General features: G+C 43.2%; 14 protein-coding genes, 1 tRNA gene and 3 rRNA genes. 9 read left to right on the forward strand and 9 right to left on the reverse strand.

The annotated features are described in order from the left end of the window. Positions 1–50 precede the first annotated feature (50 nt). The 5 genes from murI (at position 51) to rrf (ending at position 6,390) form a co-directional block, all read left to right on the forward strand. Positions 51–848: a glutamate racemase gene (gene murI / locus NYR63_RS10195; protein WP_279457399.1), complete on the forward strand. Its 798-nt coding sequence runs from the start codon at positions 51–53 to the stop codon at positions 846–848. Between the two features lie 371 nt (positions 849–1,219). Then, positions 1,220–2,759: ribosomal RNA gene (locus NYR63_RS10200) — 16S ribosomal RNA — on the forward strand. Between the two features lie 152 nt (positions 2,760–2,911). Further along, a tRNA-Glu gene (locus NYR63_RS10205) sits at positions 2,912–2,987 on the forward strand. 224 nt (positions 2,988–3,211) lie between these two features. Continuing rightward, positions 3,212–6,110, forward strand: a 23S ribosomal RNA gene (locus tag NYR63_RS10210). A gap of 164 nt (positions 6,111–6,274) precedes the next feature. After that, positions 6,275–6,390 (forward strand): 5S ribosomal RNA (gene rrf, locus NYR63_RS10215). Together the 16S, 23S and 5S rRNA genes with 1 tRNA gene alongside form the textbook arrangement of a ribosomal RNA operon. A gap of 731 nt (positions 6,391–7,121) precedes the next feature. Here rrf and cysI read toward each other — a convergent pair. The 6 genes from cysI to cysG all read right to left on the reverse strand — a co-directional run bounded on the left by cysI (position 7,122) and on the right by cysG (position 15,516). Further along, complete coding sequence (gene cysI / locus NYR63_RS10220) at positions 7,122–8,888, reverse strand: assimilatory sulfite reductase (NADPH) hemoprotein subunit (protein ID WP_279457400.1); 1,767 nt, start codon at positions 8,886–8,888, stop codon at positions 7,122–7,124. 27 nt (positions 8,889–8,915) lie between these two features. Beyond that, positions 8,916–10,727 carry an assimilatory sulfite reductase (NADPH) flavoprotein subunit gene (locus NYR63_RS10225; RefSeq protein WP_279457402.1) on the reverse strand — a complete coding sequence of 604 codons (1,812 nt, stop codon included), beginning with the start codon at positions 10,725–10,727 and terminating at the stop codon, positions 8,916–8,918. Between the two features lie 300 nt (positions 10,728–11,027). Further along, positions 11,028–12,320, reverse strand: a complete 1,293-nt coding sequence (locus NYR63_RS10230) for a sulfate adenylyltransferase subunit 1 (RefSeq protein WP_279457403.1) — start codon at positions 12,318–12,320, stop codon at positions 11,028–11,030. A gap of 82 nt (positions 12,321–12,402) precedes the next feature. Continuing rightward, positions 12,403–13,329 carry a sulfate adenylyltransferase subunit CysD gene (gene cysD / locus NYR63_RS10235; RefSeq protein WP_279457404.1) on the reverse strand — a complete coding sequence of 309 codons (927 nt, stop codon included), beginning with the start codon at positions 13,327–13,329 and terminating at the stop codon, positions 12,403–12,405. A gap of 14 nt (positions 13,330–13,343) precedes the next feature. Next, positions 13,344–14,078 (reverse strand): phosphoadenylyl-sulfate reductase, encoded by a 735-nt coding sequence (locus tag NYR63_RS10240; protein WP_279457405.1) that lies wholly within the window; start codon positions 14,076–14,078, stop codon positions 13,344–13,346. A gap of 13 nt (positions 14,079–14,091) precedes the next feature. After that, positions 14,092–15,516 carry a siroheme synthase CysG gene (cysG, locus tag NYR63_RS10245; protein ID WP_279457406.1) on the reverse strand — a complete coding sequence of 475 codons (1,425 nt, stop codon included), beginning with the start codon at positions 15,514–15,516 and terminating at the stop codon, positions 14,092–14,094. A 270-nt stretch (positions 15,517–15,786) separates the two neighbouring features. Here cysG and NYR63_RS10250 point away from each other — a divergent pair, with 270 nt between their 5' ends. The 4 genes from NYR63_RS10250 to NYR63_RS10265 are packed head-to-tail and all read left to right on the forward strand — an operon-like array spanning position 15,787 to position 19,534. Further along, the gene (locus NYR63_RS10250) at positions 15,787–16,794 is read left to right on the forward strand and encodes a sulfate ABC transporter substrate-binding protein (protein WP_279457407.1); all 1,008 of its coding nucleotides are present in this window, start codon (positions 15,787–15,789) and stop codon (positions 16,792–16,794) included. Between the two features lie 18 nt (positions 16,795–16,812). Continuing rightward, positions 16,813–17,625 carry a sulfate ABC transporter permease subunit CysT gene (cysT, locus tag NYR63_RS10255; protein ID WP_279457408.1) on the forward strand — a complete coding sequence of 271 codons (813 nt, stop codon included), beginning with the start codon at positions 16,813–16,815 and terminating at the stop codon, positions 17,623–17,625. A 12-nt stretch (positions 17,626–17,637) separates the two neighbouring features. Next, positions 17,638–18,453, forward strand: a complete 816-nt coding sequence (gene cysW, locus NYR63_RS10260) for a sulfate ABC transporter permease subunit CysW (protein ID WP_279457409.1) — start codon at positions 17,638–17,640, stop codon at positions 18,451–18,453. A 10-nt stretch (positions 18,454–18,463) separates the two neighbouring features. Continuing rightward, on the forward strand, positions 18,464–19,534 hold the full coding sequence (locus NYR63_RS10265; RefSeq protein ID WP_279457410.1) for a sulfate/molybdate ABC transporter ATP-binding protein: 1,071 nt from the start codon (positions 18,464–18,466) through the stop codon (positions 19,532–19,534). An 80-nt stretch (positions 19,535–19,614) separates the two neighbouring features. Here NYR63_RS10265 and lldD read toward each other — a convergent pair whose 3' ends face one another. The 3 genes from lldD to murB all read right to left on the reverse strand — a co-directional run bounded on the left by lldD (position 19,615) and on the right by murB (position 22,743). Beyond that, positions 19,615–20,760, reverse strand: a complete 1,146-nt coding sequence (lldD, locus tag NYR63_RS10270) for an FMN-dependent L-lactate dehydrogenase LldD (protein ID WP_279457411.1) — start codon at positions 20,758–20,760, stop codon at positions 19,615–19,617. Positions 20,761–20,941: 181 nt separating this feature from the next. Then, positions 20,942–21,706 (reverse strand): biotin--[acetyl-CoA-carboxylase] ligase, encoded by a 765-nt coding sequence (locus NYR63_RS10275; protein ID WP_279457412.1) that lies wholly within the window; start codon positions 21,704–21,706, stop codon positions 20,942–20,944. Positions 21,707–21,714: 8 nt separating this feature from the next. Further along, positions 21,715–22,743, reverse strand: coding sequence for a UDP-N-acetylmuramate dehydrogenase (gene murB / locus NYR63_RS10280; protein ID WP_279457413.1), 1,029 nt, complete (start codon positions 22,741–22,743; stop codon positions 21,715–21,717). Positions 22,744–22,780: the final 37 nt, after the last annotated feature.

The raw sequence follows: 22,780 nt of genomic DNA on the forward strand, positions 1-22,780 counted from the left end.
CCAAAATAAGAGAGTAGCATTCCAATTAATATTTTCTTTCTTTTTATAATATGAAACCAACAATCCTTTTATATGATTCGGGAATGGGGGGGCTTACCATTTATGATGCTATTCGCCAAATCTTACCGAATGCGCATTATCTTTATTGTTTCGACAATGCTTATTTTCCTTACTCCGAACGCCCTGAAAACGTCTTGATTGAACAAGCGGTTAAAATTGTGCAAAAAATTGCAGAAAAATACCCGCTTGATATGGTTGTAGTCGCTTGTAATACCGCGAGTACGGTGGTGTTACCGGCTTTAAGAGAAAAATTTGCATTTCCGATTGTCGGTACCGTACCGGCGATCAAACCGGCAGCAGCTATTTCACAAACAAAAACTATCGGATTACTTGCGACTAAAGGTACGGTGGAACGTCCTTATGTGGCGGAACTTATCGAAAAGTATGCGAAAGACTGTGTTGTTGAAAAGATCGGAAGTACCGCATTAGTAGAATTGGTGGAAGAAAAAATTCGAACCGGACAGGTTGATCAAGAACGATTGAGAGAAGTAATCGCTGAATGGCAAACGCATCCGACACTTGATACCGTGATTTTAGGTTGTACACACTTTCCGCTGGTAAAACCGGAATTACAGCAATTATTGCCGAATGTGAAATACTTTATTGATCCGGGTAACGGCATAGCCAATAGAGTAAGTGCTTTACTTAGCGAATCTGCACTGGAGAAACCGGAACAAAACAAGGAAAATATCGCCTTTTGTACGAAAATGGATGAAGAGTTCTTTAAAAGAGAAGTAATTATGCAGCAATGGGGTTTCAGGCGGTTAGAATTGCTGAATTTTTTGTAAAAATAAATTCTTTATAAATCAATATGTTATTGTTTTTTGATTACATGAAAGTGGTGAAAAACACAACATTTGATAAAAAATATGAAAAAAGTACTTGCAAGGAATGTGAATTTCTCTATAATGCACCTCACACAACGACGCGCTGTTGTGAACGAGAAGTAAATGCAGTGCGTCGTTCTTTTTTGCTCTTTAACAATATATCAGACAATCTGTGTGGGCACTTGTTGATTGACTTGATTTTAAAAAATTATTTAAAACTTGAAGTCTTAATAGGTGCTTAAACTAGAAATTCATATTTTTCTTTTTACTTAACTTGGTTAGGTAAGGGAAGTGAACTTAGCTAAGCAGTATATTGAGCGATTAAACTTTTTGAATTGAAGAGTTTGATCATGGCTCAGATTGAACGCTGGCGGCAGGCTTAACACATGCAAGTCGAACGGTAGCACAAAGGAGCTTGCTTCTTGGGTGACGAGTGGCGGACGGGTGAGTAATGCTTGGGAATCTGGCTTATGGAGGGGGATAACTACGGGAAACTGTAGCTAATACCGCGTAATATCTTAGGATTAAAGTGTGGGACCTTCGGGCCACATGCCATGAGATGAGCCCAAGTGGGATTAGGTAGTTGGTGGGGTAAAGGCCTACCAAGCCGACGATCTCTAGCTGGTCTGAGAGGATGACCAGCCACACTGGAACTGAGACACGGTCCAGACTCCTACGGGAGGCAGCAGTGGGGAATATTGCACAATGGGGGGAACCCTGATGCAGCCATGCCGCGTGAATGAAGAAGGCCTTCGGGTTGTAAAGTTCTTTCGGTGATGAGGAAGGTGGATGTTTTAATAGAACATTCAATTGACGTTAGTCACAGAAGAAGCACCGGCTAACTCCGTGCCAGCAGCCGCGGTAATACGGAGGGTGCGAGCGTTAATCGGAATAACTGGGCGTAAAGGGCACGCAGGCGGTTGATTAAGTGAGATGTGAAAGCCCCGGGCTTAACCTGGGAATTGCATTTCATACTGGTCAACTAGAGTACTTTAGGGAGGGGTAGAATTCCACGTGTAGCGGTGAAATGCGTAGAGATGTGGAGGAATACCGAAGGCGAAGGCAGCCCCTTGGGAATGTACTGACGCTCATGTGCGAAAGCGTGGGGAGCAAACAGGATTAGATACCCTGGTAGTCCACGCTGTAAACGCTGTCGATTTGGGGATTGGTCTTTGAGACTGGTGCCCGAAGCTAACGTGATAAATCGACCGCCTGGGGAGTACGGCCGCAAGGTTAAAACTCAAATGAATTGACGGGGGCCCGCACAAGCGGTGGAGCATGTGGTTTAATTCGATGCAACGCGAAGAACCTTACCTACTCTTGACATCCAGAGAATCCTGTAGAGATACGGGAGTGCCTTCGGGAGCTCTGAGACAGGTGCTGCATGGCTGTCGTCAGCTCGTGTTGTGAAATGTTGGGTTAAGTCCCGCAACGAGCGCAACCCTTATCCTTTGTTGCCAGCGGTTCGGCCGGGAACTCAAAGGAGACTGCCAGTGATAAACTGGAGGAAGGTGGGGATGACGTCAAGTCATCATGGCCCTTACGAGTAGGGCTACACACGTGCTACAATGGCGTATACAGAGGGAAGCAATATGGCGACATGGAGCAAATCTCACAAAGTACGTCTAAGTCCGGATTGGAGTCTGCAACTCGACTCCATGAAGTCGGAATCGCTAGTAATCGCAAATCAGAATGTTGCGGTGAATACGTTCCCGGGCCTTGTACACACCGCCCGTCACACCATGGGAGTGGGTTGTACCAGAAGTAGATAGCTTAACCGCAAGGGGGGCGTTTACCACGGTATGATTCATGACTGGGGTGAAGTCGTAACAAGGTAACCGTAGGGGAACCTGCGGTTGGATCACCTCCTTACCAAGAATTAAGCGACAGCGAGTGCTCACACAGATTGTTTGATGAATGAATGAGCGTTTAGGTTAGATGAGATGAAAAGTTATTGAAAGATAACGGTATTTAACGTAAAATATTGCGCTCAAATGGCAAAGTGGAGAGCATCTTTAAATGTTGTCCCCATCGTCTAGAGGCCTAGGACATCGCCCTTTCACGGCGGTAACCGGGGTTCGAATCCCCGTGGGGACGCCATTTAAAGATGACTTTTGTTGTCTGAATTGTTCTTTAAAAAATTGGAAACAAGCTGAAAAACTGAGAGATTTTTCAAGTTCGTTAAAGCGAAAGTGCTAACGAATAGATTGAAAGTCTGAGTAGTAAAAAAATCTTGACTGAACAAAAGCAGTCAAGTGTTTAGTTGAATTAATCAACACGTTAAATGTAAAAGTTTGAAAGAACAAGAACATTTGAGGTTGTATAGTTAAGTGACTAAGCGTACACGGTGGATGCCTTGGCAATCAGAGGCGAAGAAGGACGTGCTAATCTGCGAAAAGCTTGGATGAGTTGATAAGAAGCGTTTAATCCAAGATATCCGAATGGGGAAACCCACTAGATGAAGAATCTAGTATTATTAAGTGAATCCATAGCTTAATAAGGCAAACCGGGAGAACTGAAACATCTAAGTACCCCGAGGAAAAGAAATCAACCGAGATTCTGTAAGTAGCGGCGAGCGAAAGCGGAAGAGCCTGTTAGTGATAATCGTTTTGTTAGGAGAATGAGCTGGGAAGCTCAATCGTAGAGGGTGATAATCCCGTATCCGAAAACATTACGATGGTACTAAGCTAACGATAAGTAGGGCGGGACACGAGAAATCCTGTTTGAAGAAGGGGGGACCATCCTCCAAGGCTAAATACTCCTGATTGACCGATAGTGAACCAGTACTGTGAAGGAAAGGCGAAAAGAACCCCAGTGAGGGGAGTGAAATAGAACCTGAAACCGTGTACGTACAAGCAGTGGGAGCGAGAGAAATCTTGTGACTGCGTACCTTTTGTATAATGGGTCAGCGACTTATATTTTGTAGCGAGGTTAACTGAATAAGGGAGCCGAAGGGAAACCGAGTCTTAACTGGGCGAAGAGTTGCAAGGTATAGACCCGAAACCCGGTGATCTAGCCATGGGCAGGTTGAAGATTGGGTAACACTAATTGGAGGACCGAACCGACTAATGTTGAAAAATTAGCGGATGACTTGTGGCTGGGGGTGAAAGGCCAATCAAACCGGGAGATAGCTGGTTCTCCCCGAAATCTATTTAGGTAGAGCCTTGAGCGGACACCTTCGGGGGTAGAGCACTGTTTCGGCTAGGGGTCCATCCCGGATTACCAACCCGATGCAAACTGCGAATACCGAAGAGTGATACTCAGGAGACACACGGCGGGTGCTAACGTCCGTCGTGGAGAGGGAAACAACCCAGACCGCCAGCTAAGGTCCCAAAGTACTAGTTAAGTGGGAAACGAAGTGGGAAGGCTTAGACAGCTAGGATGTTGGCTTAGAAGCAGCCACCATTTAAAGAAAGCGTAATAGCTCACTAGTCGAGTCGGCCTGCGCGGAAGATGTAACGGGGCTAAAACTAGTCACCGAAGCTGCGGCATCAATGGAAACATTGTTGGGTAGGGGAGCGTTCTGTAAGCGGATGAAGCTGAATTGAGAAGTTTGGTGGACGTATCAGAAGTGCGAATGCTGACATAAGTAACGACAAAACGAGTGAAAAACTCGTTCGCCGGAAGACCAAGGGTTCCTGTCCAACGTTAATCGGGGCAGGGTGAGTCGGCCCCTAAGGCGAGGCTGAAAAGCGTAGTCGATGGGAAACGGGTTAATATTCCCGTACTTGGATAAACTGCGATGTGGGGACGGAGAAGGTTAGGTAATCAGACTGTTGGATGTCTGTTTAAGCCGGTAGGTGGTACATTTAGGCAAATCCGGATGTACATAACACCGAGAAGTGATGACGAGTCTCTACGGAGATGAAGTTACCGATACCACGCTTCCAGGAAAAGCCACTAAGCTTCAGGTTTATCTAAACCGTACTATAAACCGACACAGGTGGTCAGGTAGAGAATACTCAGGCGCTTGAGAGAACTCGGGTGAAGGAACTAGGCAAAATAGCACCGTAACTTCGGGAGAAGGTGCGCCGGCGTAGATTGTAGTGATTTACTCACGAAGGTTGAACCGGTCGAAGATACCAGCTGGCTGCAACTGTTTATTAAAAACACAGCACTCTGCAAACACGAAAGTGGACGTATAGGGTGTGATGCCTGCCCGGTGCTGGAAGGTTAATTGATGGTGTTATCGCAAGAGAAGCTCCTGATCGAAGCCCCAGTAAACGGCGGCCGTAACTATAACGGTCCTAAGGTAGCGAAATTCCTTGTCGGGTAAGTTCCGACCTGCACGAATGGCATAATGATGGCCAGGCTGTCTCCACCCGAGACTCAGTGAAATTGAAATCGCCGTGAAGATGCGGTGTACCCGCGGCTAGACGGAAAGACCCCGTGAACCTTTACTATAGCTTGACACTGAACATTGAATTTTGATGTGTAGGATAGGTGGGAGCCTTTGAAGCAGTCACGCCAGTGATTGTGGAGGCGTCCTTGAAATACCACCCTTTAACGTTTGATGTTCTAACGAAGATTGCGGAACGCGGTCTCGGACAGTGTCTGGTGGGTAGTTTGACTGGGGCGGTCTCCTCCCAAAGCGTAACGGAGGAGCACGAAGGTTTGCTAATCACGGTCGGACATCGTGAGGTTAGTGCAATGGTATAAGCAAGCTTAACTGCGAGACAGACAAGTCGAGCAGGTGCGAAAGCAGGTCATAGTGATCCGGTGGTTCTGAATGGAAGGGCCATCGCTCAACGGATAAAAGGTACTCCGGGGATAACAGGCTGATACCGCCCAAGAGTTCATATCGACGGCGGTGTTTGGCACCTCGATGTCGGCTCATCACATCCTGGGGCTGAAGTAGGTCCCAAGGGTATGGCTGTTCGCCATTTAAAGTGGTACGCGAGCTGGGTTTAGAACGTCGTGAGACAGTTCGGTCCCTATCTGCCGTGGGCGTTGGAGAATTGAGAGGGGCTGCTCCTAGTACGAGAGGACCGGAGTGGACGCATCACTGGTGTTCCAGTTGTCTCGCCAGAGGCATTGCTGGGTAGCTACATGCGGAAGAGATAAGTGCTGAAAGCATCTAAGCACGAAACTTGCCTCAAGATGAGTTCTCCCAGTCTATAAGACTGTAAGGGTTGTTGGAGACTACGACGTAGATAGGTGTGGTGTGTAAGCGTAGTGATACGTTGAGCTAACACATACTAATTGCCCGAGAGGCTTAACTATACAACGCTCAAGTGTTTTTGGGCGTGAAGTTAAGAAACTAAACAAAGAACGAAAGACTAAAAAATCAGTGAACAGCTTGTTTCGAATTTAAGATGTCAATAAAAAGACAAATAAAGAACAAAGAAAAAGACAGATAAAGAAGACAAAAGACATCAACAGAATATTCTGGCGACCAGAGTGCTGTGGCTCTACCTGACTCCATTCCGAACTCAGAAGTAAAACGCAGTAACGCCGATGGTAGTGTGGGGTTTCCCCATGTGAGAGTAGGGCATCGCCAGATTGAAATTAGCGCGAGAGCGAAAAGAAACCCTGTGGTTAGAGATAACTACAGGGTTTTTGCTTTTCCGAGACTTTATTTTTTCATTGTTTCATTCCTTTTATTGGTTCATTTCTTTCTGCCTTTTTTCTTTATTCTCTCGTTATTTATTCCTCGATTTAGCCCGAACTGTTTTATACATATGTGTATGATTTTTTATTGGGCTTGCAACAAATAAGGGATATTTGACCGCTTGTTGGGAAAAACGATTCCATATACTGTTGAAGATTATATTTTGAGTAACTGTTACTTTAAGTATTCGATATTAGACAGATATCCTTACTTTCTTTAATTCAGGCATATTGTTATCAAATAATAAAAATGCCGAGAAATTCCTGACTTACAGCAGAAGTTAATGGAATGCATCGAACAGTATAATTGCCAAGGTGGGGATTTAGGAAACTAAGATATTTTAAATATGCTGTTTCGGCATACTTGGTTGCCTTTACATCGGAAATATAATTATCAATTTGGTAATTACTATTACTTAAATCAATTAAATCATTTTAAATTGTATTCGGAGATTATAGATATTGTAGCCGTTAGCTATTCACTATAATTGTGCTTATAAATCGTTGCTTGCCGGCTGTGAAAATCGATGGGATATTAGAATAAACGTTAAAATAAAAAAGCGGTCAATCTGCCCTACTTTACAGATTGACCGCAAGGTGGCTTGTTATGCCACTAGCTTTAGATTATTGTTGTTTTGTTGGAATAATTTTCGTTGCATCCCAGAAATCAATGTGAGTATTGACAACCGGGGCAATGATATTAGAGCGAATGACAAAATCGCCGAAAGCTTCATTGGTTTGACGTTCGGTTGCCCAACGGGCGACCAATTGGTCAATTTCATTGACGATTTCCGGTAAAGTAATATTTTCTTTATATAAGCGAGGAATACGTAAACCTGCACGATCGCCGCCGATATGTAGGTTATAACGTCCAATCGCTTTGCCGACTAAGCCGATTTCCGCCAGCATTGCTCGTCCACAGCCATTTGGGCAGCCGGTGATACGAGTAATAATACTTTCATCGGCAACATGGTGTTTACTCAGAACTTTATCAAGCTCAGTAATAAAATCCGGTAATACGCGTTCTGCTTCCGCCATTGCAAGTGGGCAAGTTGGTAAGGATACGCAAGACATTGCGTTTTCACGTAATTTTGAGATTTCTTGGATTAATCCGTATTGGCGAGCAATTGCTTCAATTTGTGCTTTATCTTGTTCCGCAACGTTTGCCACGATCAAATTTTGATTAGCCGTGATACGAAAATCACCTTTATGTACTTTAGCGAGTTCTAACACGCCTGTCATTAAAGGTTTGTCCGCTCGGTCGGTAATACGACCACTTTCGATAAACAAGGTTAAATGCCAGTTATTGTCGATACCTTTAACCCAGCCTATACGGTCTCCACGTTCAGTAAATTCATACGGACGTGTCGGTTCGAATTTGATATTCATACAACGCTCTACTTCCGCTCTAAAGCCATCAAGTGTCATATTTTGTACGGTATAACGCACACGTGCATTTTTACGGTCGGAGCGGTTACCGAAGTCTCGTTGGGTTTTTACCACGCCTTCTGCAGCGGCAAGCGTGTGTTCCAACGGAACAAAGCCGAGTGAATAAGCTACATTCGGGTAAGTTTTAGTATTACCATGTTCGAAGGATAATCCTCCGCCGACTAATACATTAAAGCCACATAGCTGTCCGTTTTCATCTTGAATCGCAATAAAGTTTAAATCGTTGGCATACACATCCACATCGTTCAGCGGTGGAATAGCAACAGCGGTTTTGAATTTACGCGGTAGGAAGGTTTTACCGAGAATCGGTTCATCTTCGATTTTAAGTAAATCGTCCGAGCTTTCGACCTTTTTACCATCGACCCAAACATCTAAATAGCCACGAGAACGAGGCAAGAGGTGTTCCGAAATCTTTTTCGCAAACTCATAAGCTTGTTGATGTAATTCGCTTTCAATCGGATTTGAAGTACAAAGTACGTTACGGTTCATATCGGCAGCGGTCGCAATTGAATCCAAACCGATGCTGTGTAACAAACGGTGCATCGGCTGTAATTTGCCTTTTGGTACGCCGTGATATTGGAATGTTTGGCGATTGGTCAAGCGAATGGATTGGTAGCGGGTGTGTTCGCGAGCGAATTTATCAATCTCAATCCATTGATAAGGTTTGATAATACCGCCGGGTAAGCGGCAGCGTAGTAACATAAATTTTAACGGCTCGAGTTTTTCTTCTAAACGCTCGGCACGAATATCACGGTCATCTTGTTCATACATACCGTGAAAGCGAATCAGTTGGAAATTATCGCCTTTGAAACCGCCGGTTAAGCCGTCTTTTAAATCCTCTAAAATCGTGCCACGTAAGAAATTACTGTCGGTTTTTAAACGCTCGTTGTCAGACAATGGTTTTTCTTGCCACTCTAAGCCTTTGGTTTTTTTATCACTCATTTTCTCACTCCTAAATTCCACTAATTTTTAATAAACATCACGTTGATAACGTTTTTCTTCACGTAAGTTATCTAAGTATTCTTCCGCTTCATCCGTATTCAGATTGCCTTGCTGTGCAATCACATCTAATAACGCTTGATTTACATCCTTCGCCATACGGCTTGCATCGCCGCACACATAGAGATAAGCCCCTTGCTGTAGCCATTGCCATAATGTCTCGGCTTCTTCACGGATTTTGTCTTGTACATAAATTTTTTGCTCCTGATCTCGTGACCATGCAAAACTGTATTTATGCAGGAAGCCGTCTTTAGCAAATTGTTGCCATTCAGTTTGATAGAGGAAATCGGAGGCGAAATGTTGATTACCGAAAATCAACCAGTTTTTACCTTCCGCTTCATCAGCAGCACGTTGTTGCACAAAAGATCTGAACGGTGCAATACCGGTACCGGAACCGATCATAATGATTGGTTTTGAGGAATCTTGCGGTAATTTGAAATTGTCGTTATGTTCAACAAAAATTCGCACTTGTCCGTCTTCTTCCACACGATCGGCTAAATAACTTGATGCACCGCCGGCACGTGCTTTGCCATTATATTCATAGCGAACAACGCCAACGCTGAGATGTACTTCTTCACCGACTTCAGCTTGTGCGGAAGAAATCGAATATAGGCGAGGGGTAATCGGGCGCAGTAAAGCAATAAATTGCTCAGCAGAAAGTATTGCCGGATAACGATTAAGTACATCGACAAGCGGTGTATTTTGCACAAAATTTTGCAATTGTTCGCTGTCCGCTATAATCGCATTGAGTTCGGTATGATTAGCGAGAGCCGCATAATGTTTGACGAAAGCCGCTGTGTTTTGCGTTAATTCAAATTGCGTTTGTAAAGCAGTAGATAACGGTAGCGTTTGATCTTGCAGAGTCACTTGTTCTTCTGCGGATAAGCCGAGAGCGGTTAGGATTTCATTGACTAACACCGGATCATTTTCAAAGTAAACACCCAGAACATCGCCGGATTGGTAACTTAAACCGGAACCGCTTAAATCAAATTCCAAATGGCGAACATCTTTTTCCGCATCTTTTGCCGTGATACGTTGATTGGTTATGAGCGTTGCCGGAAATGGATTTGCTTTATTGTATTTTGATTGATTGGTTACTATGGAGCCTTGAGATGTTGTTGATGTTAAATTAGTCGTTACACCTTCGTTGTTTTTGGCTTTAATGATTTCGACAATCTCATTGATCCACTGTTCGGCGGTCGCTTGGAAGTCTAAATCGGCATCCACACGATCGAATAAGCGTGTTGCACCTAAATCATAAAAACGCTGATCAAAGTCTTTGCCGGCTTGGCAGAAATTCGGATAAGAAGAATCGCCTAAACCTAATACGGCAAATTGCAAGCGGTCTAATTTCGGTGCTTTTTTACCATTGAGTAGTTTTAATAGCAACACGCCTTCTTCCGGCGCTTCGCCTTCACCTTGTGTTGAGGTGACTAATAATACGAGCTTCTCATCGGCAATATTTTTCGCCTTGTAGTCCTTTAATGAGGCACGAGTCACATTTACCCCTTCAGCGGTTAAGCGTTCGGCAAGTTTATCGGCAACGGATTTCGCATTGCCTGTTTGAGAAGCGGAAAGAACAGCCACTTTAAGCGGTTCTGCCGACACTAAAGCGGTCAAATTTGACAAATTTTTTGCAAAATTTTCACCAATGTAAGTTGTGCCTTGTGCTTTTGCCCACGCATAGCCGGACAACCACGCCAGTTGTAAATGATCTAAATTTGCTAAAACTTGTACGGTTTCAGCGGATAAAGGTAATTCCCCTTTATTTTCAACGCTCATATAAAATCCCCACGTTTAAAAAATAGTTCAATAGTATATTTATAAAGGGATTTTATTATTCTTAAAAATACTAACAGGGAATAGTTTAGAGCGGAATGGAATATAAAATGTTAAATGAGCGGTTAGATTGCAATTTATAAAAGAATTTATGGTTAGCTAAGATAAAACTTGAGATTCTTATTCATTTTAGGAATATTAATAAAGATTTTGCTATGTATTTATGTCGTTTACAAGCATAAAAAAGCGGTCTAAATTTGCAAACTTTTAGCAAATTTAGACCGCTTGTTCTTAAGGTGAACCTTATTCGGTGGCAAGAATCATCCCTGCCGCTACCGTGTGATAAGTCGCTTCATCAATTAAAATAAATGATCCGGTCGCCACATTTTCTGCATAAGTGGTCGCAGTAATCGGCTTTTGTAAGCTGAGTTGTAACTCACCAATATCGTTTAATTTCAAGCTGTCCGCTTCGCTGGAATTGCTCAAGGTTTTTACATCAAGCACGTGATCAACTGCGGTAACTTTAGCAAACACGGTTTGCGTGGTGTGTTTCAGTAAATATTTACGTGCCGGATTTAACGCACGTTGGTCAAACCAACATACAGTGGCAGTTAAGCGCTTGGTTGCCGTTACAGGCGAATGTTGTGCAACAAAAGTATCGCCGCGCGAAATATCAATATCATCCGCCAAACGAATCGTTACTTGCTCACCGGCTACCGCTTTTTGCACGATACCATTCGGGCTAATAATTTCCGATACGGTCGAGGTGTAGCCGTTCGGTTCAATTCGAATCGTATCGCCAACACTCACCGAACCTGCCTCAATTCTGCCTTGATAACCTCGGAAATCGTCCGCTTTGTCTTGATCTAAACGGCTGACTAGCTGCACCGGAAAATGAAAATCTTCTGTTTGTTCCGATAAATTCTCGTTGCTCGGTAAGTTTTCTAAAATGGTGAGTAACGGCTCTCCGTCATACCAAGGCGTACGTTCGCTTTTATGCACGATATTGTCGCCTTGCAAAGCAGAAACCGGTACAAACTGCACCTGTTGAATGCCAAGTTGATCGGCTAACTTGCGGTAAGCGGTCGTAATTGCTTCAAATTTTTCAACATCAAAATCCAGCAAATCCATTTTGTTTACCGCCACTAAAATATAGGGCGTATTTAAATGTTTTAAGATTGCCGAATGGCGTTTTGTTTGCGGTAACAATTCCAGTTCCGCTTGGTTAAAATCCAATTGCGAAGCATCAATTAATACTACGGCAGCATTAGCAGTTGAAGCACCGGTCACCATATTACGGGTATATTGTTCATGCCCCGGTGTGTCGGCAATAATAAATTTGCGTTTTGCGGTAGAAAAATAACGGTACGCCACATCAATCGTGATGCCTTGCTCACGTTCTGCTTCTAAGCCGTCTGTCAGAATCGAAAAATCAATGACCTCACCGGCATTTTTAGATTTATTTAAACTTAATAACTGGTCGCTTAATAACGCTTTGCTGTCATAAAGTAAACGCCCGATTAATGTACTTTTACCGTCATCTACGCTACCGGCGGTAATGAAACGAAGTGGTGCATATTGGTTTAAATTGCTCATAATTTATTATCCTTTTATTCCTAGCACGGCAAAACCGTACTAGGTTACGCATAGTGTTGCCCTGCTGGGGCAAATTGAGTATTTAGAAGTAACCTTGTTTTTTACGTTGTTCCATTGCCGCTTCGCTGGCTCGGTCATCCATTCGGGTGGCGGATCGTTCTGAGATCTCGGCGACTGCAGTTTCTTTAATAATATCTGCTGGTGTTGCAGCGGTACTTGCCACAGGGCAGGTGCAACTAATATCGCCCACGGTACGGAAACGCACAGATACCATTTTACTTTCTTCATTCGCTTGTTTTGGCGTTAGTGGAGTAACCGGCACGAGTAAGCCGTTGCGTTCTACTACTTCACGCTCATGTGCATAATAAATCGACGGTAATTCGAGTTTTTCTCGTTCGATATATTGCCAAATATCGAGTTCTGTCCAGTTTGAAATCGGGAACACACGCATATTTTCGCCTTTATGTAATTTAGCATTATAAAGCGACCATAATTCCGGACGTTGTGCCTTTGGATCCCATTGACCAAACTCATCACGGAACGAGAAAATCCGTTCTTTGGCACGGGCTTTTTCTTCATCTCGTCTTGCGCCGCCCATTAAGGCATCAAAACCGTTTGCTTCAATCGTTTCCAATAAAGTGACCGCTTGTGCCGCATTACGAGAATCGCTTTCTTTGCGTAACACTACCGTACCTTTAGCGATAGAATCTTCAACGTGACCGACGACTAATTTCGCATTTAATTTTTTCACTTGTTCGTCACGGAACTGAATCACTTCGGGATAATTATGTCCCGTATCGATATGCACTAATGGGAAGGGTAAAACGAGTTCTCTACCTTCCAACTGAAAGGCTTTACGAGCTAAAGCAAGTAATACTACTGAGTCTTTACCGCCGGAAAACAGTAATGCCGGATTACTACATTCCGCTACTACTTCACGAATAATGTAAATTGATTCTGCCTCAAGCCAATCTAAATGCCCGTTTTCAATATTATTTTGTGTTGTCATATTTTCAGATCCTTTTATTTATGTAATCCACACTCTTTACTGTCTTTGTTTTCCCACCACCAACGACCGGCTCGGATATCTTCTCCGGCTTTTACCGGACGGGTACAAGGCTCGCAGCCAATACTTGGGAAACCTTGTTTATACAGTTCGTTATAAGGAATTTGATGTTTTAAGATATACGCCAAAACCTCTAATTCGGACCAATCAAAAATCGGGTTATATTTATCAATGCCTCGGCCGATATCCTGTTCGTGCAAAGCAAGTTCGGTGCGAGTGACTGATTGTTCTCGGCGTTGCCCGGTTAGCCACGCATCCGCATCTTGTAAGGCTCGATTAAGCGGTTCGATTTTGCGGATAAAACAACATTCACGGCGTAATTCCACACTTTCGTAAAAAGCGAATTTACCTTTTTGCTGATCATATTCCGCCGCTTTTTGCGTATCGGGATAATAAAGTTGGAAATTTAAATCCGGGTAATTCGTTTTCACCTTATCGACCAGCGCTAAAGTTTCCGAATTCAAACGCCCTGTTTCTAAAGTAAAAACGGTAATGTTTGCTTGGCTTTTGGCTATAACATCGGTAATCAGCATATCTTCCACCGCTAAACTGCTGGCGAATTTCACATTGTGATGTTGTTGGCTAATCTGCCGAATACGCTCGTATAAAGCGGTTTCTTTTTGGCTAAGATTTGCAAAATCCGCTTCGGACGGCGTTGGGATTTCCCATAATGTCGGATTAAAAAAATTCATATGATTCTCTCCGTTATGCCGCGTGTTTCCATAGCGTTTCTTGGGTAGAAACGAATTGCACCGCTTCTTTGCCGAACCATTCGAGTTCTTTTTGTAATTTCACCACTTCGCCAATCACAATCAATGCCGGTGTCGGGGCTTTTTCGGCAAGTTCTGCCAATTCGCTTAGCACACCGGTTTGTACTTGCTGATTTGGCAACGTACCGTTACTGATAATTGCCACCGGTGTATCGGACGGTTTACCGTGTTTTTGTAATTCTGTGGATAACTCGGCAGCTTTAATCGTCCCCATATAAACCACCAATGTTTGGTTGCCTTGAGCAATCGTTTCCCATTTAAGTTGACTACCGTCCGGCTTCAAATGACCGGTAATAAACATTGCGGTCTGTGCATAATCACGATGTGTGAGCGGAATCCCTGCATAAGCGGTTGCTCCTAATGCGGCAGTAATGCCCGGCACGACACTAAACGGAATATTTTCTGCTTTAAGCACTTCCAATTCTTCTCCGCCACGCCCAAACACAAACGGATCACCACCTTTCAAACGCACCACACGTTTGCCTTGTTTGGCATATTTCACCAGTAACTGATTGGTATCATCTTGTTTAACGCTGTGTTTACCGGCACGTTTACCGACAAATACTTTATCCGCATCACGGCGAACCAATTCTAAAATTGCCTCGGAAACCAGAGCGTCATATAACACCACATCCGCCTGTTGAATCGTTTGTAGGCCTTTTAAGGTAAGTAATCCGGCATCGCCCGGTCCAGCTCCAACTAACGAAACTTCGCCTAAAACCGGATTATTGTTGCGTAATTCGGCTTCTACTAACGCTTCCGCTTGTTCAATTTGATGATTTTCAGTCAGACGCTGAAAACTTTGATGGGTAAATAATTTTTCCCAGAAACGGCGACGTTGGGTTAATTGTGGGAATTGGGTTTTGACTGCACTACGCCAACGGGTCGCAATATCTGCCATTGCACCTAAATTATGTGGAATTAATGCTTCTAGTTTTTCACGTAACAAACGAATTAATACCGGTGCTGCACCGCCGCTTGAAATCGCAATTTGCACCGGAGAACGGTCGATAATTGAAGGAAAAATATAGCTACAACGAGGTTGGTCATCCACCACATTGACTAAACGTTGTTGGCTTTCAGCGGTTTCAAACACAAGTTGATTTAATGCATTATCATCGGTTGCAGCAATCACTAAATAGCTATTAGTTACTTGATTCGCTTCAAATGTTTTCGCAATCCATTCCACTTTTCCCTCATCTGTTAATGATTGAAGTGATGAATGGAGCTTTTCCGCAACCACTTTGACTGATGCACCGGCTTTTAATAAGGCATCAATTTTACGTACGGCAATATGTCCGCCGCCAACAACCAATACCGGTCGGTTTTTTAAATCTACAAAAATTGGTAAGTAATTCATTTTTCCCCCACTCGCTTAAAACAAGCCACGATTTGTTTTATTAAGTTATAAGAGAAATTCGTTATTCTGAAAAATAATAACAGGATATAGATTATAGTCTTTTGGAATAAATCGCAGTTTTAGAGGCTTGATCTAAGGTCTTTTGTTTTAAAACAAGTAATTTGTGATGTTTTTTACTATTTTTATTCCATATGGCTATATAAATAAAGTTTCGGTTCTTTGCTAAAGTGACTTGAGCGGTTAGATTTTTAACCAATATGAGGATTTATTATGAAGATTGTAAAAAAATTCCATTTTTTAACCGCTTGCTTAATGTTATCAGTACAGGCTTATGCGGTTGAGTTATTAAACGTTTCTTATGATCCGACCCGTGAGTTTTACAAACAATATAACCGCCTGTTTGCCGACTATTGGCAACAACAAAGCGGTGAGCAGATCACGATAAAAACATCACACGGCGGATCCGGCAAACAAGCTCGTGCGGTGATTGACGGCTTACAAGCGGATGTTGTCAGCTTGGCATTAGCCGGCGATATTGATGCGTTGAATAAACATCAAGATCTTATTGATCCGAATTGGCAACGACGTTTAGCTGAACGTAGCTTACCGTATCACTCAACCATTGTGTTTTTAGTGCGTAAAGGGAATCCTAAACGGATATACGACTGGCAGGATTTAGTACGAGATCCGAGTATTGAAGTGATTACCCCGAACCCAAAAACGTCCGGCGGAGCAAGATGGAATTTTCTAGCGGCTTGGGCGTATGCAAAACAGCATTTTGGCACGGAACAGCAAGCATTGGATTTTGTAAGCCAGTTGTATAAGCAAGTGCCTGTGTTAGATACCGGAGCGAGAGGGGCGACGATGAGCTTTATCCAACGAGGTTTAGGCGATGTCTTACTTGCTTGGGAAAATGAGGCTTATCTCGCCTTACAGGAAGAAGGCGGTGATCAGTTTGAAATAGTCACCCCAAAAGTTTCGATTATTGCCGAGCCACCGGTTGCCGTGGTGGATAAAGTGGTGGATAAAAAAGGTACACGTAAACAAGCGGAGGCTTATCTGCAATATTTATATAGCGAAGCGGCACAACGCCTGATTGCCAAACATTATTATCGCCCTGCAAGCGGTCAAATTTTAGCGGAATTTCGCCAACAATTTCCTGCTTTGACCCTGTTAAAAATGCACGAAGTTTTTGGCGGCGGTTGGGAATTGATTCAACCGAAATTTTTCGACGACGGTGCGATCTTCGATCAAATTTTAGAAAAAATTTATCAATAAATAGGCTAAGGAAATGTTATGCAGCAAACTCGAATTATTCCCGGTTTTAATCTTTCGTTAGGCTACACGCTGACCTTCTTAAGTCTTGTCGTACTGATTCCGTTAGCTGGTCTATTTATCTTTTCCGCTCAAATTTCAGCCGAACAATTTCTTAAACTGATTAGCAGTAAGCAGTTGTTACTTGCACTAGGTTTATCTTTTAAAACAGCACTAAGTGCCGCACTCATCAATAGTTTTATCGGTTTATTGCTTGCTTGGGTGTTAGTTCGCTATCAATTTTGGGGCAAGCGTTTGATGGATACCTTTATTGATATGCCGTTTGCCTTGCCGACAGCGGTAGCAGGTATTGCTCTTACGGCGATTTACGCTCGCAACGGTATTATCGGGCAATTTTTTGAAACCAAAATTGCGTATAGCTCATTAGGTATTACCTTAGCGTTATTATTTGTGACCTTACCTTTTGTCGTTCGTACGCTACAACCGGTGCTGGAAGATTTACCGAAAGATGTGGAAGAAGCTGCCTCAATTTTGGGTGCAAATACTTTCCAAACTTTTCGCTATGTGATTTTTCCGGCAATTTTACCGGCATGGATTACCGGTTTTACCTTGGCATTTGCACGCGGCATCGGCGAATACGGTTCGGTGGTATTTATTTCCGGTAATTTGCCGTTCAGAACCGAAATTTTACCGCTAGTGATTATGTCAAAACTGGATCAATACGATTATGTCGGTGCGGCAACTATTGGTGCATTAATGCTGATCATCTCATTTGTACTAATTTTTGTGATCAACCTGATTCAGCGTTACTTTGCTAAACGAACAGCAAAATAAAAGGGAAGGAATATGCAAAGTTTACTCAAAAAACGACCGCTTACCGAAACGCTCTTGATTAGCGTAGCAATGATTTTATTCGTTGTTTTCTTACTGTTACCGTTATTAGTTGTTATTTCACAAGGCTTGGCTAAGGGGATAGATTTTTTCCTTGTGGCGATCTGCGAACAAGATACGCTTGCCGCCCTAAAACTTACCTTGTTAGCCGCCGCTATTGCCGTACCGCTTAATGTGATTTTCGGGCTTGCCGCCGCTTGGGCGGTGACTAAATATCAATTTAAAGGCAGACAATTTTTATTAACACTCATTGATCTACCTTTTTCGATTTCACCGGTGGTGGCAGGCTTAATTTACGTGTTGTTATTCGGCGCACAGAGTTGGCTGTATCCGCACTTACAAGCGGTCGATTTTCAAATTGTTTATGCGATTCCGGGCATTATTTTAGCTACCTTATTTGTCTCCGTACCTTTTGTCGCGCGAGAACTGATTCCAATTATGGAAGCACAAGGCACTACCGAAGAAGAAGCGGCGGCAGTATTAGGTGCAAACGGCTGGCAAATTTTCTATCACGTCACTTTACCGAATATCAAATGGGCGTTATTACACGGCGTGGTGCTTTGTACCGCACGTGCATTAGGCGAATTTGGGGCGGTTTCAGTAGTATCCGGGCATATTCGCGGATTAACCAATACCTTACCGCTGCAAATTGAGATTTTATACAACGAATACAATATCGTGGCGGCATTTTCGGTTGCGATTTTATTACTCGGTTTATCTTTAATTTTATTATTTCTTCGTCAATGGACGGAAGCGAAATTAGCACGATAGTGGGGCAGATATGGCAATTAGCGTTAAACAAATTAATAAAACATTCAATCAATTCCAAGCACTCAATAATATTGATTTTACCATTCAAAACGGCGAATTGACCGCTTTACTCGGGCCTTCAGGCTGTGGGAAAACTACTTTACTACGTATTATTGCCGGATTGGAAACTGCAACAAGCGGTCAAATTTTGTTTGATGATTGCGATGTTACCCAACTTTCGGCAAAAGAACGGGATATCGGTTTTGTGTTTCAACATTACGCTTTGTTTCGTCATATGACAATTGCCGACAATATTGCCTTTGGTTTGCGAATGAAGCCGAAACAAGAACGCTTGTCGGAGGCTGAAATCCAAGCAAAAGTTAAAAATCTCTTGGAGTTAATTCAGCTGGAACATATCGGTGGGCGCTATCCCGATCAGCTTTCCGGCGGACAGCGTCAGCGAGTTGCTTTGGCAAGAGCCATTGCGACTGAACCGAAAGTGTTATTGTTAGACGAACCGTTCGGTGCTTTAGATGCGAAAGTGCGTAAAGATTTGCGTCGTTGGCTACGTGATTTTCATCATGAGATTAATCTCACCAGTATTTTTGTCACTCATGATCAAGATGAGGCATTGGAAGTATCGGATAAGATTATTTTGATGAATAAAGGGCAAATTGAACAAATCGGCACGCCGGAACAGGTTTATAAACAGCCCAAAAGTGCGTTTGTAGCAAATTTTCTAGGGGATGTGAATATTTTACACGGTTATATTTTAGCCGGTGTATTACATATTGATACGTTTAACAAGCCAATTGAGCAATGCTATGCCGCCGATGATGTGGTGGTGTATGTGCGACCGCACGAAATCGCCATTAGCAAAACGCATAAAGAAAATTCGCTAAAAGGCGTTATTTCTCGAGTACATACCGCAGGTCCTACGGTATTTTTAGAGGTGTTACATAAAAATCACGAACCGATAGAAATATCCGTCAGTTATGCTCAATTTGGACAAGAGCAATTTAGCGTAGGCGATGAAGTCTATTTCCAACCGTTATTACTTAATTTCTTTGTACAAAACGAATTGATTGAATTTATGATTTAACGGGTTTTATAAAGAAACAAGCGGTTAATTTTGCATAAGAATGTGCAAATTTAACCGCTTTATTTATATCAGTAACAATATTACAGCTTACTTAAATCCACTAACGCATCACGGGTGATGTCGCTGATTTTCTGGTTGCTGGTAAGAGTCATTGCCACGTGCATTTCTTTCTTGAAGATATCCAACATATTTTCCACACCGGCTTTGCCTGCTGCGCCGAGAGCGTACACAAACGCACGTCCGAGCATAGTAGCGTCCGCACCTAATGCGAGCATACGTACAATATCTAAGCCGTTACGAATGCCTGAGTCGGCAAGAATTTTAATATCTCCTTTCACCGCATCCGCAATCGAAGGTAAGGCTCTTGCGCTGGATAATGCCCCGTCTAGCTGGCGACCGCCGTGATTTGAAACTACAATACCGTCCGCACCGAACCGTACCGCATCTTTCGCATCTTCCGGATCTAAAATGCCTTTGATCACCATCGGACCGTCCCAGAAATCACGAATCCATTCCAAATCTTTCCACGAAATCGACGGGTCGAAGTTCTCGCCTAACCACACTACATAATCATCTAAGCCCACCGCTTTACCGGTATAAGCCGAAACGTTACCGAGCGTATGCGGTTTACCTTTAATACCGACATCCCACGCCCAGAACGGGTGAGTTACTGCTTGTAATGCACGGCGGATTTCTTTGTAATCGCCGCTCATACCCGAATGGCGATCACGATAACGTGCGCCCGGTGTCGGCATATCTACAGTAAACACTAAGGTTGAACAACCGGCCGCTTTGGCACGCTCTAATACGTGTTTCATAAAACCACGGTCTTTTAACACATAAAGTTGGAACCACATCGGGCGTTTAATAGAAGCAGTCACTTCTTCAATCGGACAAATTGAGACAGTCGAAAGCGTGAACGGAATCCCTTTATTTTCCGCCGCTTGTGCCGCCTGTACTTCACCGCGGCGAGCATACATACCGCAAGCGCCTACCGGTGCAAGCACCGCCGGCATTGCAAGCTTTTCACCAAATAATTCGATTTCGGTATCAAGCTTCGACATATCTTTCAATACACGCTGACGTAACGCGAGATCGGCAAGATCCGTAACATTACGTTCCAGCGTACGTTCTGCGAATGAGCCGCCGTCCGCATAATGAAACATAAACGGGGGAACGCGGCGACGCGCCGCTTCACGATAGTCATTGGCTGATGAAATAATCATAGATACTTCCTTATACTGTTTTAATTAAAATAGAAATAATTAGCATTTAGATTTTAAATCAAAATTGTTAATAAGGATATAATTAGATGTAAATTTTTTGTGAAAGTGTGGTGCAGATCACAGAAATGAAAAAGCTCTCTTTGCTTTATAAAAGTAAAGAGAGCTTATGAAAGCAAGCGTATTATTCCGCTCTTAAAGACATTTCACCGATACCGAACGGCGTAATTGTACCGTTTTGTTCGAGCAATAATTCGCCTTGTTGATTGATCCCTCGTGAAATACCGTGAATTTCACTGCCTTCCGTAACTAGTTTTACCGGCTGATCACGAAAGATATCAAACATTTGCCAACGCTCGGCATAATGTTCAAAGCCGACAAGCGGATAAATTTTAAGATTTTTTTGCAATTCATAAGCGAGGCGACACACCAGTGCATTACGATCAAACTGATAACCTGATAAATCAGACCACGCTTGGGTCACGATATTTTCATCCACTTTGGTCATTCCCAAATTCAAACCGATGCCGATTACTAAATGGATACCACTGCGATCCGCTTTAGTTTCAATCAGAATCCCGCCCATTTTTTTGCCGCAATAATAAATATCATTCGGCCATTTGATTTGGATATTTTCAACCTGTTGCGCTTGCAAACTTTCAGCAATAATCAGTGAAACCACCAAACTCAGCGAAGAAATATGCGCAGCGTCTTCAGTCGGGTAATGCCATAAAATCGAAAAATAGACATTTTCACTTTGCGGTGAATACCAAGTGCGCCCACGTCTGCCTCTGCCGGCGGTTTGTTGCTCCGCCAAACAAGCCGATCCTTGCGGCAAGGTTTGATAATGTTTGAGTAGATATTCGTTTGTCGAATCAATTTCATCAAACACCAACGCTTGCCCGCACAATAATGCCATCTGGATCTGAGATTGGTTTAATTTGCTCATAACTTTAGTTATCTCGTGACTTCTTCGCTATTCACTTCGCCATTTTTGCCCATAAAACGCACTTCCGGATGCAGCTCAACCCCGAATTTTTCACGTACACGGCGGCGAACTTCTTTCGCTAATGCCACTACATCTGAACCAGCTGCCGCTTGCTTATTAATCAGTACCAACGCTTGTTTTTCATGTACCGCCGCGCCACCTACTTGAAAGCCTTTCAATTCGCATTGGTCAATCAACCAACCTGCCGCCAATTTTACTGTGCCGTCAGCTTGCGGGTAATTTGGAATATTCGGGTAAGCGGTCTGAATTTGCGCAAATTTTGCAGCATCAATCACCGGATTTTTAAAGAAACTACCGGCATTACCGAACTCGTCCGGATTCGGTAATTTTGCCGAACGTACCGCACACACTTCGTCAAACACTTGTTGAGGCGTTACGCTTTGCGGATCAAACTGAGTTAATGAGCCATAACTTAATACCGGCTGCCATGCTTTTGTCAATTTGATTCCGACCGAGAGAATCGCAAACTCGTCTTTGTATTGGTGTTTAAACACACTTTCACGATAACCGAATTGGCACTCTTGTTTGGTTAAACGGAAAATGTCGCCGGTGCGTAAATTCAGTACTTCGACAAAATCACACACTCGCTCAAATTCAACCCCGTAAGCACCGATATTTTGAATCGGTGCAGAACCTGCCACACCCGGAATGAGTGCGAGATTCTCAAGACCTGCAATATTGTTTGCCAGCGTCCATTTCACCAGCCCATGCCAATTTTCACCGCCTTGCACGTGCAGATAGTGGAATTGTTCATCTTCGTGATGCGTAATACCTTTTAATTTGTTGATGAATACGCAACCGTCAAAATCATCTAAGAAAATCACATTTGAGCCTTGTCCTAAAATCAGTACCGGCTGATGATTGTTTACGGCGGTTTGCCATTCGTTAAGTAATTGTTCGGCACTGCTGAATTCAACGATTTTGCTTGCATTTGCCGCTAAATGAAAGGTATGGAAAGGGGTTAAGCTGTATTTCATTTTCGTCTATAAGTGAATAAAAGTTATGAGGAGTTTA

Origin of the sequence: Actinobacillus genomosp. 1 (assembly GCF_029774175.1) — a bacterium.
Lineage (GTDB): Bacteria > Pseudomonadota > Gammaproteobacteria > Enterobacterales > Pasteurellaceae > Actinobacillus.